This window comes from Paracoccus xiamenensis (assembly GCF_011308835.1).
Classification (GTDB): Bacteria; Pseudomonadota; Alphaproteobacteria; order Rhodobacterales; family Rhodobacteraceae; genus Paracoccus; species Paracoccus xiamenensis.
Genome location: NZ_JAAOHY010000004.1, coordinates 203921 through 220206, shown reverse-complemented (window position 1 = coordinate 220206; position 16286 = coordinate 203921). Strand labels below are relative to the sequence as shown.

Genomic DNA, 16286 nt, shown 5'->3' with positions numbered 1-16286 from the left:
CACCCGCCGCCCTCGACAAAGCGCAAGCCGCTGAGGTGACGGATGCCCCGGCATTCGTCGTTGCAACACCGCCGGAGCGCTAGAACAGCAGATCAAAGGGGCTGACCGCGTCGCCGAAGATATTGATCCGCAGATCTGCGCGACGGTCGCCGTCAATATCGATCTGCATCTGCCCACCGCCCTTGATCGAACCATAGCGGACCTCGACGTCGCCTTGCCCGGTGAAGGCCTCAGCGCCTCGCCAGACCAACACCCCCGGCAGCGGGGTCAGGTCGATCACATCGCGGCCCGACGCAAAGTCGAAGATCGTGTCAAGTTCCCCCATACTGCCAGCCGAAGGCGTGATGAACACAAAGACATCCGCGCCGGTGCCGCCGGTCAGCCGGTCATAGCCATCGCCGCCGATCAGCGTGTCGTGGCCGATGCCGCCGTCCAGGGTATCGCTGCCCGCGCCACCGATCAGCTTGTCATCGCCGCGCTCCCCGATCAGGCGATCCCCGCCGCTTTCACCATCGATATGATCGTTTCCCGCACCACCATAGGCCAGGTCGGCGCCAGAACCGCCGGTAATGGTATCGCGATCGGCATCTCCGCTGAGATAGTCGTTCCCGCTGCCCCCGACCAAGTGATCGCGCCCGGCACCGCCTCGCATAGTGTCATTGCCGGTCCCGCCATCCATGAAATCCGCGCCACCATCCCCCCACATCGCATCATTGCCGGCATCGCCATAGACCCGGTCATTCCCATTCCCGCCGCGAAGCGCCTTGTCGTTGCCGCCGCCGCCATAGATCCGGTCGTCGCCATCCTCGCCCACCAGGCGATCGCTCCCGGATCCGCCGTAAATCAAATCATTGCCAGAGCCGCCCTCGATCGTATCCGAGCCGCCGGCCCCCCTCGCCTGGTCATCGCCCGAACCCAGGTTGACCCAGTCATTGCCAGAGCCGCCGGTTACCGTATCGTTGCCGGAATGCGCACTGACGAAATTATCGGTCCCCGCCGTGACGATCATGTCGTTTCCACCGCCCCCGCCAATCCGCGCGCCAGAGGTTTGACCGTAAAGCCGATCATGCCCGGCGCCGCCCAGGATCCTGTCCCTGCCGCCGCCGCCATAGATCAGGTCGCTGCCCGGCCCACCGTCCAGAAAATCGTTGCCTGACCCGCCCCAGAGGATGTCATTGCCATGCGCTCCACTGATAATGTCGCGCAGGTCATGGCCACGCAGCCGGTCGTCGCCCGATCCGCCATTGATGACGTTATGGCCCGCCCCGCCTTCGACTGAATCGTGACCGTTCTGGGCATAAATGACGTCATTGCCACCGCCGCCTTTTATGTAATCTGCACCATTGCCGCCGAAGATCTTATCATTTCCCGTGCCGCCATAGATCAGATCCTGCTGGTTGTTACCCTTCAGCACATCGTGACCATGACGGCCACTCAAATAAGAACCCGCAGAGGTCGCATGCAGCGTGTCACTCCCGCTACCGCCATATTGCCGGTCCGCCTTGGGCGTCAGCTTTGGCATCGCTGACGGCGGCTCATACCTGCCAGAGCTGCCCGGCTGCACTGGCTCAGCCGCCGGGGTTCCGGGGTGAGGGCTGACGGGCTGGACCAGGTCGGCATAGTCGATGTCATTGACGTAATGGGCCAACCTGAACATCTGCTCGGTGAAATCCGACGGGCGAAGCATCGTTCCGTTTTTTGTCATGATTTCGACCTTGACCGTACCGGCTGTCAGCAGGGCACCGGTCGAGGTCGGAACGATCTGCAGTTGCGCGATGCTGCGCACAAAGGCCAGTTCCGACAGGTCGAGCTGGTCGTAGCGGGGATCATAGTCGTGAATGACGACCATTGAGGCACCGTGGCCGGGCACGAAGATGTCTGACCCAAGCCCGCCCCGCATGTGAACGACACCTTCGCGCGCAACGAGGATATCGTCACCCGCCCCGCCCGACAGGGCGGAGGAGCCGCCGACGCCAACCAGAATGTCATCGCCATCCCGGCCACGGTTGTTGCCGGATCTCACCCGCGAAACGCCGATGTTACCCGGATCGAAAGAAAACTGGGTGATGCCGATTTCCGTGCCGCTGGTAACGAATACGGCGATCCGGTCGCCGATGACCCGCGCCTCGATGGCAGAGACATTGGCCAGTGCAAGAGCGTCGGTATCCTCGATCGAGGTGAGAAGGATCAGCCGCCCTTGGCCGTCCAGCGTCATCACCGAAATACCGTCATCACCGCCCCCAACGAAGATGAATGCCCGGCCCTGCATCTCGACCACGGCCATCGCGGTCGTGGCCTGGAACCGGGTGCTGCCGGAATCCACAACGTGATCGGCAAGCGAAAGGCCGCCAGAACTGGAAATCCGAAAGACGGTGATCGAATCGCTGTGCGCGCCGGTGACGATCAGGTAATTTCCGCTGGCCGTGGCGACCGCGGCGACCTCGCGCGGTGCGGAAATGCCGATGGTGTTGCCCGCGTCGATCCGCCCCGTCAACGCGATCCCTGCATCAGAGAGCCTGAAGACCGCCAGCATGTTGCCTTGGCTGGAAGCCGCATAGCCGAAGGTGCCCCCATTGACCGAGATGACATCCAGATCGACAAACTCCGCATCGACAGCAAAGCCGGACATCGGCTTAACCTCGCCGACCTTGCGCAGCCGGGCGCTGTCGCTCATCTCGAACAGCGACATGCCCATCACACCATCACGGGCGAACAGCATGTAGCCCTGGCCGTCGATCTCGAAATGCTTTGTCGCGACCACGTCGCCCGGGATCTGTGTCGTCGGAAACAGCGGGACAAACCTGCCCGGCTTGCCGGAACTGAACACCTGCAACCCAGAATTCACACTGCCCTGCATGCCGGTGTAGACGATCAGGTCATTGCCGTCGCGCTGAACCACCTCCATTCTGGGGCTGCTGTAATAGGTTCCGAATTTCAGCGGATTCGCCCGCGCAAGAGATGCGGCCGCCTTATCCGCATCGCTCAGCTTATAGAACAGGCTACTGCCCAGGTTGCTGGTCGAAACGAGGATCGAACCCGCCGCAGTGTCGACGATGGCCAGATCGGTGATGTTGTCGCTGTAGTCGGGCCTCTGCGAAACCAAGGTCGCGACATGATTGCACCTCAACACCCACCCCCGATTCCTTTGCACCTTCACCTGCGACGAGACTGGCATCCGGCGGTTAAGATCATCTTTCGGCAGCCGCGCTCACTGCTGGAAAACTCCCTAAAATTCTATGCACCACAGATGGATTACGCCCCTCGAGGTCGGCAGGCGCCGCTGCCGCGCGGATCGGCGGCGCGGGTCAGGATTATTCGCCAATGCTGGTTTTTTGATTTGCATCCACGGCAAGTTGTGGCAGTCCGGCAGCGGCCCAAAGCAGGATAAGGCGATGCAGATCGAAACCACCTCTCTTCCCGGCGTGCTGCTGCTGACGCCGCGCCGTCATGGCGATGCGCGTGGTTTCTTCAGCGAGAGCTGGAACCGCCGGACGCTGGAACAGGCGGGCATCCTCCTGCCCGAATTCGTGCAGGACAATCATTCCATGTCCGCCGCGCCCGGCACGCTGCGCGGGTTGCATTACCAATCGCCGCCGATGGCGCAGGGCAAGTTGGTGCGCTGCGGTCGCGGCGCGCTTTATGATGTGGCGGTCGACGTCCGGCGTGGCAGCCCGGCCTATGGCCAGTGGTTCGGTGCCGAGCTGAGCTTTGAAAACGGCCGCCAGCTGTGGATTCCGCCCGGCCTCCTGCATGGCTTCGTCACCCGCCAGCCCGAAACCGAGATCGTCTATAAATGCAGCGCGTATTATTCGGCCGAGCATGATGGCGGGGTACGCTGGGATACGCTGGGCATCGACTGGGGCGTATCCGCGCCGATCCTGTCTGACAAGGACCGCAACGCCCCCGCCTTCGCCGATTGGCAATCCCCCTTCACCTACGAAAGCTGAGCAATGAAGATCCTCGTCACCGGCGGGGCCGGTTTCATCGGCTCTGCCGTCGTCCGTCAAGCCATTCGCGCCGGGCACGAAGTCGTCAACCTGGACGCGCTGACCTATGCGGCCAACCTGGCGAATGTGGCCAGCGTCTCGAACGCGCCGGGCTATGTGTTTGAACATGCCGACATCCGTGACCGGCCGGCGCTTGACCGCATATTCGCCCTGCACCGCCCCGACGCGGTGATGCACCTTGCCGCCGAAAGCCATGTCGACCGCTCGATCGACGGGCCGGGCGCTTTCATCGACACCAACGTCACCGGCACCTTCAACCTACTGGAGGCCGCCCGCGCCCATTGGACCCACGAAGGCAGGCCCGACGCCTTTCGCTTTCAACACGTCTCAACGGATGAGGTCTTCGGCTCGCTTGGCGAAGGCGGCCAGTTCACCGAAGACAGTCCCTATGACCCGCGCAGCCCCTATTCGGCATCCAAAGCGGCCTCGGACCACCTTGTTCGCGCCTGGCACGAAACCTATGGCCTGCCGGTGGTGATGACAAATTGTTCCAACAATTACGGGCCTTTCCACTTTCCCGAGAAGCTGGTGCCAGTGGTGATCCTGAAGGCGCTTTCGGGTCAGCCGATCCCGGTTTACGGCGATGGCGGCCATGTGCGCGACTGGCTTTATGTCGAGGATCACGCCGATGCGCTGCTGACGGTCCTGCAAAATGGCGAACCCGGACGCAGCTACAATATCGGCGGCGAAAACGAGGCCCGCAATATCGACCTGGTGCTCACCATCTGCGCGCATATGGATGCGCTGCATCCCCAAGGCGAACCGCATGCCGACCTGATCACCTTCGTCCCCGACCGCCCCGGCCATGACCGCCGCTATGCGATCGACCCGGCACGGATCCGCGACGAACTGGGCTGGCGGCCCTCGGTCACGGTCGAGGAAGGGCTGCGCCGCACCGTTGCCTGGTATCTGGACAACGAGGATTGGTGGCGCCCCTTGCTTGCGCGCGACGGTGTCGGCAAGCGGCTGGGGCACGGCTGATGGACGGGCTTCTGGTATTCGGCAAGACCGGCCAGGTGGCGCGGGAACTGGCGCGGATCGCCCCGGGCGCGTGTTTCGCCGGCCGTGATGCCGTCGATCTGACCGATCCGGCCGGCTGCGCCGCACTGATCCGCGCGCAAAGCCCCCGCGCCGTCATCAATGCCGCCGCCTATACAGCAGTCGACAGGGCCGAAACCGATGCCGAGGCCGCCCGTGCGGTCAATGCCGCAGCCCCCGGCGCCATGGCCGCGGCCTGCGCCGAACTGGGTGTCCCCTTCGTCCATATCTCGACCGATTACGTCTTCGACGGCGCGGGCGACCAGCCCCGAACCGAGGACGCGCCGACCGGCCCGCTGGGTGTTTACGGCCAGACCAAACTTGACGGCGAGGCGGCCATTGCTGCCGTCGGCGGCCAATATGCGATCCTGCGCACCAGCTGGGTGTTTTCCGCCCATGGATCGAATTTCGTGAAAACCATGCTTCGCCTCGGCGCGGAACGCGACCGGCTAAGCATCGTCGCCGACCAGATCGGCGGCCCGACCGCTGCCGCCGATATCGCCGCTGCCCTGCTCTCCATGACGGCCACCATGGCCAGCGACGGCACGAAGGGCGGCATCTATCACTTTGCAGGCGAACCCGATGTCAGCTGGGCCGCTTTTGCCCGCGAGATCTTCGCCCAGTCGGGCCTCGCCACGCAGGTCGTGGACATTCCCAGCCGCGACTATCCGACCCCCGCCACGCGGCCACTCAATTCACGGCTCGACTGCCGCGCCATCACCCGCGATTTCGGCATCGCGCGGCCCGATTGGCGCGTCGCATTGCAAGACGTCATCAAGGAGCTTCGCGCATGACCCAACGCAAGGGCATCATTCTGGCCGGCGGCTCGGGGACGCGGCTTTACCCGATCACCATGGGTTTGTCCAAGCAGCTGCTGCCGATCTACGACAAGCCGATGATCTATTACCCGATCACGGTGCTCATGCTGGCCCAGATCCGAGAAATCGCCATCATCACCACGCCTGAGGATCAGGACCAGTTCCGCCGCCTGCTGGGCGATGGCAGCCAGTGGGGGCTGGATTTCACCTATATCGTGCAACCCTCGCCCGATGGCCTGGCACAGGCCTATCTGCTGGCGCGTGACTTCCTTAACGGTGCCGGTTCGGCCATGGTGCTGGGCGACAACATATTTTTCGGCCATGGCCTGTCCGAACTGCTGACCGCCGCCGACACCAAGCCGCAGGGCGGGACGGTTTTCGGCTATCGCGTGGCCGACCCCGAGCGTTACGGCGTGGTCGATTTCGACGGAAATGGTCAGGTCCGCGCGATCATCGAAAAGCCCGAGATCCCGCCGTCGCAATATGCCGTCACCGGGCTTTATTTTCTGGATGGCACCGCACCGGACCGCGCCGGCGAGATCCGCCCCTCGCAGCGCAACGAACTGGAAATCACAACGCTTCTGGAAACCTACCTGCATCAGGGCCAGCTGACCGTGGAACGCATGGGCCGCGGTTACGCCTGGCTGGACACCGGCACCCATGGCAGCCTGCTGGATGCAGGCAACTTCGTGCGCACGCTGGAACGGCGGCAAGGCCTGCAAACGGGATGCCCCGACGAGATCGCCTTTGACCAAGGCTGGATCGACGCAGATCAACTTTCCCAGCGCGCCGCGCTTTTCGCCAAAAACGAATATGGCCGCTATCTGGCCGGATTGCTGAAGCAGAGCTAGCCGAGCGCCCGGATCAGCCCCGGCAGTTCGGCGAAGTCCGAAAACAGCGCCCGGTGCGGCAGGCTGTCGGCAGGCGCGTGGCGATAGCCCTCGGTGAACAGGAAAAAGGGCAGAGCTGCGGCCTTTGCGGTGGCGGCGTCAACCTCGCTGTCGCCGACATAGGCCGCCGGACCGGGGGGCATACGCCGCAGGGTCTCGGACAGAGGCGCAGGGTCGGGCTTGCGCGGCAGGCCGCTGTCACCGCCCAGCACCACGTCGAAATACCCCGCCAGCTCCAGATGCCGCAGCACGGCCAGCGCCGGGGCCAGCGGTTTGTTGGTGCAGACCGCCAGCCGGTGGCCCGCCGCTTGCAGGGCCTGCAAGGCAGCCTCGACGCCGGGATAAGGCTGCGTCAGCGTCACCGCATGTTCGTATCGCGCGATCAGATTGTCGGCCATCCGGGCGGCGCGGGCGGAGTCCTTGATTCCATGCGCGCCAAGCAGGCTGTCGACCAGATGCGGCACACCGCGCCCGACAAAGCCGCGCACGGTCGGCAGGTCAAAGCCCCCCAACCCCTCGTCGCCCAGCACGATATTCGCCGTGGCGTGGATATCTGGGGCGCTGTCGATCAGCGTCCCGTCCAGATCGAAGACGATATTCACGCGTGTTTCAGCGCCGATTCTGCGGCGTCGCGAATGGCGCGCATATTCTCGCCATACACCTGCGGCGCGTCGACCGAGCCGCCCTTGAACACCGCCGAGCCAGCGACCAGAACATCGGCCCCTGCCTTGGCGACCAGGGCCGCAGTTTTCGGATCGACCCCGCCATCGACCTGAATATGGATCGGCCGGTCGCCGATCATGCCGCGCAGCCGGGCGATCTTGTCGACCTGGCTATGGATGAATTTCTGCCCGCCGAACCCGGGGTTCACCGACATGATCAGCACCATGTCGGCCAGATCCAGAACATATTCGATGGCTTCAAGCGGCGTGCCCGGATTCAACGCCACCCCCGCCTTCTTGCCAGTGCCGCGGATCGCCTGCAGCGTGCGGTGGATATGCGGGCCGGCCTCGACATGGGCGGTGATCATGTCCGCGCCCGCCTCGGCATAGGCTTCGATATAGGGGTCGACCGGCGCGATCATCAGATGCACATCCATGAAGGTCTTCACATGCGGGCGAAAGGCTTTCACGGCCGGCGGGCCGAAGGTCAGGTTCGGAACGAAATGCCCGTCCATCACGTCGACATGAACCCAGTCTGCGCCCTGATCCTCGATGGCACGGATCTCGCGGCCGAAATCGGCGAAATCGGCGGACAGGATCGAAGGCGCGATCTTGATGCTGCGGTCGAAACTCATGGCGGGCCTCGCGGTCGTATGGATGGAATGCGCCCGAGCGTTACGGCCTAAAGCGGGCCTGCGTCAACCTGCGTTAGCGCCGGTCAATGACCCGCGGCGCAAGACTTTTCCCGCCATGTGGGCAATGCCTGGCGCGATATTCACTTGTCATTGGCATCTTCAGCGCTCCAGCATCGCGCGATCAGTGCTGCCCCTCAGCCTTCCGCCGCAAGCGCCCCCCAAGCGCCGCCGCATAAAGCGCCGCCGTCCCCGCCAGCGTTTGCCGTCGAAGCCCCAGACGCGCGAACTCTCGCGCCATAAACCACCCTGGCCGCCCCAGCGCGGCGCTAAAGCGGGCAAGCACCTCCTCGTTCTCGGGTGTCAGCAGCCCAGGCGCCGATGACAGAGCCGCAACGTTAAGGTGCAGCCATCCCCCATAATCGCCGGCGAAAAGCTGTGCCAAACGGGCCTTCATGGCCGGGATCGTATCGTTGCGGCCTTTCAGATTGTCACCATGTTGCCGATACAGCAGCACCTCGGCATCATCACGAATGATGCCCATGCCAGCACCGGACACGGCCTGATACAGCCACCAGTCATGCGATTCGACGCCAACCGTCATCGCCGCCGGTGCAGCCTGCCGGACCAGCTGGATGGCCGCAGGCGTCAGCACGCAGGTATTGCCCGCCGTCACCGCCTGGACCAGAGCATTCCGGAAATTGAACGGCCCGGCAAAGCGTTTAGACCCCACCAGCGGCTTGAGCTGCGCATCACAGATCGTCGTGCAGGCTGAATACAGCCCCGCCTCTGGCCGCGCCTGCAATGCTGCGATCGCCCTGCTCAGCTTGTCTGGTCGCCAGACATCGTCCTGATCGGCAAGCGAAAGATACTCATCCGCCTCGGGCATCGCCAACATTGCCAGGAAGTTCCGTGTGGCCCCGCCCCTCGGCCCCTGAACCAGCGTGACCTGCCCGTCTGGAAACCGCGCGGCGAAATCCCGCACGATCCGTGGCCCGGCGTCGGAAGACCCATCATCGGAAACCACCAGTCGCCAATCCCGGTGATCCTGCGCCGCGATGCTGTCCAACTGCGCCGCGACGTGTTCCGCGCCATTGTACAGCGCCAGACCGATCATAACCCGAGCCACACCACTCTCCTGCAAGCCGCATCGGTGCGCTTGTCAAACCTCACCGAAAACAATGCGCAATCATCCTGCGCCATCTGCACGATCTATTCCCATCTCGCACGAGCGCAAGCCAATGGGCGCCATCGCCCCATTCCAGCGACCGCCCCCAGTTCATAATCCGCAGCCTTCCCGGGGCAAGTGTTATGGGCGCCCTGATTTCCATAGCAAGGCAGCATGTCTGCGAAACAATCTGGCAAGAGGAAGCCGCGAGCAGGCAATTCTAAACCGCATCCTGCCGAGCGATATCCTCAATGAGCACGTCTTTCACAATCCCGCCGGTGATGTCCGTGGCGGTTTTCATCAGCGCGTCACGCAGGCGGCGCATCCGCGGCTCGATGGTATAGTTGCCGTCGAACCCCCCTGTATTGGCCTGGATCAGCAAGGTTCGCAGGAAGGCGTCGCGCAAACGGAACTCCTGCTGAAAGATGGCTTCCTGCTGATCAGCGGGCATTTCGACGGTCAGCGTCAGGACCATCATCCCATCCAGTCGGTCACCATGCATGACCGGAACAAAGAACTGCGAGGGAAACCGGAAAAAGGCCGTCGGCGCCGCTTCCTTACCCGCAGAGCCCTGCGCATCGCGGTTCGCACCCTCGACAATCGGCGCATTGCTATCGTTGGCCGACGCGCCATCGTCTTGCACAACCGGATCGGGCGCGCCGTCAGCCTTCGGCTGGGGGCGCAGCATGTCGCCCCCGAACAGGCCAGCTGCTGCCGCAATGAAAATGGCGATCACCGGGATCAGCTTCTTCAGCATGATAGCCTCTCAATAGGGCAGGATGATGTCGGCGACCTGCTGGCCATAGCGTGGCTGCTGGACGTCCATGATCTGGCCGCGACCACCATAGGAAATCCGCGCGCCAGCGATGCGGTCATAGGAAATCTCGTTGTTTCGGCCGATATCCTCGGGTCGCACGAAGCCCGAAACCAGCAATTCGCGCATCTCGAAATTGACGCGAACTTCCTGACTGCCCTGAATATGCAGCGTGCCATTCGGCAGCCGGTCGATCACCGTCGCCGCGACCCGCAGCGTCAGCTTGTCGCGCCGCGAGACCTTTCCGGCCCCCTTGTAGGTCGAGGACGAATCCGCATCCACGGCATTGGCCATCGATGCGCCTTGCGTCATCCGCTTGTCGAGGCTTTGTGGCAGGCCGACAAAATCGGGAATGCTGACCTCGTCCGCGGCCGAGCGCGACCGGTTCGAGCTGTTCGAAATCTCGGCCCGGTCGTCGATTTCGATGACCACCGTCAGGATGTCCCCACGCGTCGCCGCGCGGCGATCGCGGACCAGCGAGCTCTGCTCGCCCGCCCAAAGCGAAGCATCCGCTTCGGGGCGCTGCGGGGTTTCGGGCAGGAACAGCTCGGGCGTGGTCATCGCGGTGAATTCGGGGGTGCTTTGCGGCTCTGACATGGTCGGCGGTCTGCCAAGATGGTCGGCGCGGTTGCACGCCGCCGTCACGGCCAGAAGGGCTGCTGCCAGAAGAAGGGTGCGCGGCGTCATTTGATCTCCGTCTTGCTGGAGGTGGAAACAAGGGTGCCGTCGGGATTGACGAGGGCCGAAATCGTGTTGCGCGAGGCGAGGTTCATCACCCGCACCACGTCGCCGGCGGCCCCTTCGGACAGGGCGCGACCTTCGGTTTCGATGCGCAGCGAGCCGGTATCAAAGGCGACGCGCACGATCTGGTTGCGCGACACCAGAACCGGCGCGCGCAGCGCACCCGGAACGACGGGCCGCCCCTCATAGATCGCCACGCGCGCCTGCATGCCGATGGCCAGTGCGGGATCGTCGATGCCGCCAGGGACTTCCTCGATCCATGCCAGATCGGCGGCACCGATAATCGTTCCGGGCGGCAGGTCGCGCGCAGCGGTGACTGCGGCATGCGCATTGGCGGACATCAAGGTCGCCATGAGGATCAGCAGGCCCCGCATCACCGCACCTGCACGGTCGCGCCAAGCATCTGGTCGGCGGCAGTAATGACCTTGGCGTTCAGTTCATAGCCGCGCTGCGCCTTGATCAGTTCGGTGATTTCGCGGACCGGATCGACAGAGCTTTCCTCAAGATAACCTTGCCGCAGCGTGCCCATCCCTTCCTGCCCCGGCAACGAGACGAGGGCCGCGCCAGAGGCATTGGTTTCCAGGAACAGGTTCGAGCCGATGGCCTCCAGGCCCTTTTCATTGGTGAAACCGGCCAGCGTCAACTGCCCCAGCAGCTCCGGCTCGACACGGTCGTTAAAATAGGCGTAGACCTCGCCATCGGCATTGATCGTGACACGTCGGGTTTCATCGGGAATCGTGATCCCCGGCGCCACCGGGTAGCCGTCCGAGGTCACGATCTGCCCATCAGGCGACCGCTTCAATGCGCCGTCCCGCGTATAGCCCGAGATACCGGAGGGCAACGTGACCTCAATATAACCGTGGCCATCAATGGCCAGATCAAGGTCGCCGCCAGTGGCCGAAGGCGTGCCTTGGGCGATACTCACCGTGACCGCTGTCGGGCGTGCCCCAAGACCCAACTGGATCCCCGCCGGGATCACCGTGCCATCCGACGCCGAAATCGTGCCGGGCCGTACCGCCTGCTGGTAATACAGATCGGCAAATTCGGCGCGGCGCGCGTTGTAGCCGGTCGTGGACATGTTCGCGAGGTTGTTGGAAATGACATCGACCCGGGTCTGCTGGGCGCTCATGCCCGTGGCGGCGATCTGTAGGGCTTTCATGGAAATTCTCCGTTATCGGGTCAGGGCAGTGATGGCGTCACGGATGCGCTTGTCTTCGCGATCAAGCAGGTTCTGACCCATTTCATAGGCACGCTGGACCTCGATCATGCGGCTGATTTCGGCAATGGGATCTACGTTCGAATCCTCCAGGAAACCCTGCTGGATCCGCGCGTCCTCTGCCGGTTCCATGGCGGCATCGCCGATTTCGAACAGGGTCCCGCCACTACGCAGCATCGCCGCAGGGTCGGGCGCGGAAAAGACGCCCACCCGCGCGAGCTGCTGGCCATCCGCCGACAGGGTGCCGTCCGGCCCGATGGCCACGTGCCTGGCACCGGGTGGTATCTGGATCGGCGCAAGCCCCTCATCCAGCAGGCGATGGCCGTCCGGGGTCATCAGCTCACCTTCTGCCGACGCCAGAAACGCGCCGGCGCGGGTGATCCGGGTGCCCTGCGGGGTTTCGACGGCGAAGAAGCCCTTGCCGTCAATGGCCAGGTCATAGTTGCCGCCAGTCATTGACATGCCGGCCTGTTCCAGATCCAGAAGGCGACCCCGAGCATTGGCCATCGACAGCCCCTCGCGCCCGTCGCCGGTCGCGCTTAGGTGCTCGGAGAAAATCACCCCTTCGCGCCGGAAGCCGTTGGTGTTGGCATTGGCGATATTGTTGGCAATGACGCGCATTTCACGCATCAGACCCGACTGCCGCGTCAGCGAGGCATAGATAGCGTTGTCCATGCTCAGCCTCCTTCGACCAGTGGGATGACTGCATCGGTGAAGAAGCCCGACAGAATGGCGGTCATGAAGCTCATCGAGACCCAGAAGACGGCCAGCATGAGGCCGACCTTTGGCACGAAGGTCAGCGTCATCTCCTGAACCGAGGTGAGTGCCTGGAACAGGCCGATCACCACCCCGGCGATCAGCGCCACGGCCAGCAGCGGCGCGGACATCCGCACCGCAATCCACAGCGCCTGACGGACGAGGTCGAAAATCAGGTTCTCATCCATGTCACACCGGCATCCGCAGGATTTCCTGATAGGCCTCGACGACCTTGTCGCGAATGGCGACTGCCGCATCCAGCGCCAGCTCGGCCTCGGTCAGGGATTGCACAAGCGCGTGGGTGTCGGTCGTGCCCGACATCGCGCCGATGGCGGTCTGGTCTGCTGCCGCCAGGACATGCTCGAACCCTTGCGCGGCGGCAGTAATCCCGCCGGCAAGCGGCTGTGCCGAAGGTTGGGGCGGCGTTGCTTCGGTCGCGCGAAGGTAGGCGGTAATGGCGTTCGTGGGGGTAATCATGGAAATTCCTTTCAGCGGCGCAGCAATTCAAGCAACGAAGAAGACATCTGCCGGGCCTGCTCAAACATGCGCAGGTTGGCCTCGTAGCTGCGGCTGGCCTCTCTCGCATCGGCCATCTCGGTAACCAGATCGACGTTCGAGCCGTCATAGAAGCCCTGCGCATCGGCCATGGGATGGGCGGGATCATGGATCCGATCCAGCGCCGAGCGGTCCAGATGCGGTTGCGACGCTTCGACCAGCCCGTTCGGCCGCCCCTGGGCGATCACCGCATCAAAGGTAACCAGCTTGCGCCGATAGCCGGGGGTATCGGCATTTGCGATGTTTTCGGAGACATGCCGCAGCCGGTCGGCCTGCGCGCGCATTCCGAAAGCAGCAATCTTGGTGGCTGAAATTTGGTTGTCCATCGCTTACCCCCGGCGCCCCATGGCGGTCCGCAGCATGGTCAGCGAGGACCGATACACAGCGATCGAAAGATCGTGTTGCCGCTTGGTTTCGGCGTTCTTCACCATTTCGTCCTCTAACGAGACGTTATTGCCATTTGGTGCCCGGCCGCCCCGCTCTTCGATCAACCGGGCGCTCATGCGGCCCGCATCGGACGATGTGAAATGCCCCGCCCGCGTCGCCTTGATCGGGTTGGCAGCCGCGCTGCGATAGGTTTCGGCAAAGGGCCGCAGGTCACGCGCCCGAAAGCCGGGTGTGTCCGAATTGGCCACATTTCCCGCGATCACCTTTGCGCGTTCGGCCGCATGGGCGGTCATTGCCCCTGCCATCCGGATCGTTTCAAGTTTTTCCAACAAAGAGGCTTCTCCTCTGCCGCGATAAACCCGGTCTTAACCTCAACTGGTTTAAAAACCGTTTCGAGCGGGACACTTACCGGCGCAGCACGAGGCGAAAAGTTGGATAAAATTGAATCTATCGCGGCAAAGATCGGACGTTTGCGCCCGGCACGCTATTTCGGCAGCGTGGTCGAGATCCGCGCCGGACTGGTACGGGTCGGCGGGTTGAACGCACATGCCTCGATCGGGGACCGGGTGCTGCTGTCGGCGGAACTTGACCTAGCGGGCGAAATCGTCGCGCTCGGGACCAAGTCCGCTGAAATTCTTCCTGAATCGCCTGTCGACGGGTTGTCCATCGGCACCGAAGTCGAACTGATTTTCGCCCCACGACTGGCACCCTGCGCGTCATGGATCGGACGCGTGGTGGACCCATTCGGGCGGCCCCTGGATGGCCGGCCCCTGCCCCATGGCAGCGAGGAATGCAGCTTCAGCGCGCCTGCGCCCGCAGCGGTCACGCGCAAGCGGCTGGGGGAAAGGCTGGATACCGGGCTGGCGGTGTTCGACACGCTTCTGCCCATCGTGCGCGGGCAGCGGATCGGGCTTTTTGCGGGTTCCGGCGTTGGAAAATCGACACTGCTTTCGAACCTGTCGCGGGGCGTGCAGGCCGATCTGGTGGTCATCGCGCTGATCGGCGAACGCGGGCGCGAACTGCGCGAATTCATCGAAAGCGTGCTTGGACCCGAAGGCATGGCGCGGGCGGTGGTGGTGGCGGCGACCTCGGACCAGTCGCCACTGATCCGTCGGCGCTGTGCATGGGCGGCGATGGCGGTGGCGGAGTATTTCCGCGACCGCGGCCGGCATGTGCTGTTTCTGGCCGATTCCATCACCCGCTTCGCCGAGGCACATCGCGAAATCGCGCTCGCATCCGGCGAAACCCCGTCCTATCGCGGCTTCCCGCCCTCGACCTCGCATCTGATCATGTCGCTCGCCGAACGCGCCGGGCCCGGCGCCGAAGGCATGGGCGACATCACCGGTATCTTCAGCGTGCTGGTCGCGGGATCCGACATGGAAGAACCGATCGCCGACATCCTGCGCGGCGTGTTGGACGGCCATGTGGTCCTGGACCGCGCCATCGCCGAACGCGGACGCTTCCCGGCGGTCGATGTGCTGCGCTCGGTTTCGCGATCGCTGCCACATGCTGCAACCGAGGCGGAAAACGCGCTGATCGGCAAGGCGCGCGCGGCGCTTGGCGCCTATGCAGAATCGGAATTGATGATCAAGGCCGGCCTTTATGCCAGCGGCTCGGATCCGGCCCTGGACGAGGCGGTCAGGCTTTACCCCGCGCTGGATGCTTTCGTCGCCCGGCAAAGCCCCGACGGCAGCGATGCCAGCTTCGACATGCTGGCCAGTGCGCTACGCCCGCCGCGCAGCGGAACCCCGCGTATTTGACACGGACTTGAAGGACAGTGGAACCAACACGGACTAACGAATGTTATCGCATCAGTGCATTGCGATTTACCAGTAAATCCGGCAACTTCCCCGAGCCTTTCAAGGAAACAACGTGGCCCTGTCAGACTATTTCATCCGCTATCTGGAGCGCCGGGATCGGCTGACGGAGGCCGAGCGTGCACGACTGGAATCATTGAAGACGCGGCACGAGCGTTTCGAAGGCGGCGAGGTCATCGTCGCGCGCGATGTTATCGTCAACCAAAGCTGTCTGATGCTGCAAGGGATGTCGGCGCGGGTGCATGATCTGCCGCGCGGCAATGGTCGGGTCATCACCGCGCTGCATGTGCCCGGCGACTTCGTCGATCTGCACGGTTTCGTGCTGGCCGGGCTGGAACACACCATCGTCGCGATGGGGCCGACCGAGGTCGAATTTGTCAGCCACGACCAGCTGCACGAAATCACCAATGATTGGCCACATCTGACGCGGCTCTTGTGGATGGCGACGACCATCGACGCGGCGATCCATCGTCAATGGCTGGTCGCGGCGGCGTCGCTGCGTTCCAGCGCGCATCTGGCCCATCTGCTTTGCGAGGTCTACACCCGGCTCAGCGCGGTGGGCGCGGCGCGCAACTACCGCTTCACGCTGCCTCTGCTGCAACGCGATCTGGCGAATATCCTTGGCTACTCGCCTATTCACATAAATCGCGCCGTTCGTGACCTGCGCGAACGTGGGCTGATCCGCTGGTCCGGTACCGAGGTCGAAATCCTGGACTGGCCGGGGATGGTCGCGCTGGCGCGTTTCCAGCCTGACTATCTGGACATGGAAAAGCTGGGCCGCTGAG

19 protein-coding genes are annotated in these 16286 nt (G+C 63.6%); 6 read left to right on the top strand and 13 right to left on the bottom strand.

What is annotated here, in order from left to right:
• Positions 1-79: 79 nt before the first annotated feature.
• Complete coding sequence (locus tag G7044_RS11145) at positions 80-3103, bottom strand: calcium-binding protein (RefSeq protein WP_166328896.1); 3024 nt, start codon at positions 3101-3103, stop codon at positions 80-82.
• A 289-nt stretch (positions 3104-3392) separates the two neighbouring features.
• Between G7044_RS11145 and rfbC the strand changes: the two genes are divergently transcribed.
• The 4 genes from rfbC to rfbA are packed head-to-tail and all read left to right on the top strand — an operon-like array spanning position 3393 to position 6714.
• Positions 3393-3947, top strand: coding sequence for a dTDP-4-dehydrorhamnose 3,5-epimerase (rfbC, locus tag G7044_RS11140; protein WP_166328894.1), 555 nt, complete (start codon positions 3393-3395; stop codon positions 3945-3947).
• 3 nt (positions 3948-3950) lie between these two features.
• The gene (gene rfbB, locus G7044_RS11135; protein ID WP_166328892.1) at positions 3951-4988 is read left to right on the top strand and encodes a dTDP-glucose 4,6-dehydratase; all 1038 of its coding nucleotides are present in this window, start codon (positions 3951-3953) and stop codon (positions 4986-4988) included.
• Positions 4988-5839 carry a dTDP-4-dehydrorhamnose reductase gene (gene rfbD, locus G7044_RS11130; RefSeq protein WP_166328890.1) on the top strand — a complete coding sequence of 284 codons (852 nt, stop codon included), beginning with the start codon at positions 4988-4990 and terminating at the stop codon, positions 5837-5839. The genes rfbB and rfbD overlap by 1 nt, the downstream gene beginning before the upstream one ends.
• Positions 5836-6714: a glucose-1-phosphate thymidylyltransferase RfbA gene (gene rfbA / locus G7044_RS11125; RefSeq protein WP_166328888.1), complete on the top strand. Its 879-nt coding sequence runs from the start codon at positions 5836-5838 to the stop codon at positions 6712-6714. Before rfbD ends, rfbA begins: the two co-directional genes overlap by 4 nt.
• On the opposite strand, the gene gph is transcribed toward rfbA, so the two are convergent.
• The 12 genes from gph to G7044_RS11065 form a co-directional block, all read right to left on the bottom strand.
• Positions 6711-7355 carry a phosphoglycolate phosphatase gene (gene gph, locus G7044_RS11120; protein WP_166328885.1) on the bottom strand — a complete coding sequence of 215 codons (645 nt, stop codon included), beginning with the start codon at positions 7353-7355 and terminating at the stop codon, positions 6711-6713. The genes rfbA and gph overlap by 4 nt on opposite strands.
• Entirely contained in the window at positions 7352-8050 is a 699-nt protein-coding gene (gene rpe, locus G7044_RS11115; RefSeq protein ID WP_166328883.1) for a ribulose-phosphate 3-epimerase, read from the bottom strand. Before rpe ends, gph begins: the two co-directional genes overlap by 4 nt.
• A 181-nt stretch (positions 8051-8231) precedes the next feature.
• Positions 8232-9176 carry a glycosyltransferase gene (locus G7044_RS11110; protein ID WP_166328881.1) on the bottom strand — a complete coding sequence of 315 codons (945 nt, stop codon included), beginning with the start codon at positions 9174-9176 and terminating at the stop codon, positions 8232-8234.
• Positions 9177-9435: 259 nt separating this feature from the next.
• Entirely contained in the window at positions 9436-9972 is a 537-nt protein-coding gene (locus tag G7044_RS11105) for a hypothetical protein (protein ID WP_166328879.1), read from the bottom strand.
• A gap of 9 nt (positions 9973-9981) precedes the next feature.
• Complete coding sequence (gene flgH, locus G7044_RS11100) at positions 9982-10716, bottom strand: flagellar basal body L-ring protein FlgH (protein WP_166328877.1); 735 nt, start codon at positions 10714-10716, stop codon at positions 9982-9984.
• On the bottom strand, positions 10713-11144 hold the full coding sequence (gene flgA / locus G7044_RS11095) for a flagellar basal body P-ring formation chaperone FlgA (protein WP_166328875.1): 432 nt from the start codon (positions 11142-11144) through the stop codon (positions 10713-10715). Before flgA ends, flgH begins: the two co-directional genes overlap by 4 nt.
• A complete protein-coding gene (flgG, locus tag G7044_RS11090; RefSeq protein ID WP_166328873.1) occupies positions 11144-11929 on the bottom strand; it encodes a flagellar basal-body rod protein FlgG in 786 nt (261 codons plus the stop codon). The genes flgA and flgG overlap by 1 nt, the downstream gene beginning before the upstream one ends.
• Before the next feature lie 12 nt (positions 11930-11941).
• Positions 11942-12661 carry a flagellar hook-basal body complex protein gene (locus G7044_RS11085; protein WP_166328871.1) on the bottom strand — a complete coding sequence of 240 codons (720 nt, stop codon included), beginning with the start codon at positions 12659-12661 and terminating at the stop codon, positions 11942-11944.
• Positions 12662-12663: 2 nt separating this feature from the next.
• On the bottom strand, positions 12664-12930 hold the full coding sequence (locus G7044_RS11080) for a flagellar biosynthetic protein FliQ (RefSeq protein ID WP_166328869.1): 267 nt from the start codon (positions 12928-12930) through the stop codon (positions 12664-12666).
• A gap of 1 nt (position 12931) precedes the next feature.
• Positions 12932-13219 carry a flagellar hook-basal body complex protein FliE gene (locus G7044_RS11075; protein ID WP_166328867.1) on the bottom strand — a complete coding sequence of 96 codons (288 nt, stop codon included), beginning with the start codon at positions 13217-13219 and terminating at the stop codon, positions 12932-12934.
• An 11-nt stretch (positions 13220-13230) separates the two neighbouring features.
• Positions 13231-13623: a flagellar basal body rod protein FlgC gene (flgC, locus tag G7044_RS11070; protein ID WP_166328865.1), complete on the bottom strand. Its 393-nt coding sequence runs from the start codon at positions 13621-13623 to the stop codon at positions 13231-13233.
• A 3-nt stretch (positions 13624-13626) separates the two neighbouring features.
• A complete protein-coding gene (locus tag G7044_RS11065) occupies positions 13627-14013 on the bottom strand; it encodes a FlgB family protein (protein WP_328803844.1) in 387 nt (128 codons plus the stop codon).
• A gap of 111 nt (positions 14014-14124) precedes the next feature.
• Between G7044_RS11065 and G7044_RS11060 the strand changes: the two genes are divergently transcribed.
• Entirely contained in the window at positions 14125-15444 is a 1320-nt protein-coding gene (locus tag G7044_RS11060; RefSeq protein ID WP_328803849.1) for a FliI/YscN family ATPase, read from the top strand.
• Positions 15445-15556: 112 nt separating this feature from the next.
• On the top strand, positions 15557-16285 hold the full coding sequence (locus tag G7044_RS11055; RefSeq protein ID WP_166328859.1) for a Crp/Fnr family transcriptional regulator: 729 nt from the start codon (positions 15557-15559) through the stop codon (positions 16283-16285).
• The last annotated feature ends 1 nt before the right edge of the window (position 16286 follow it).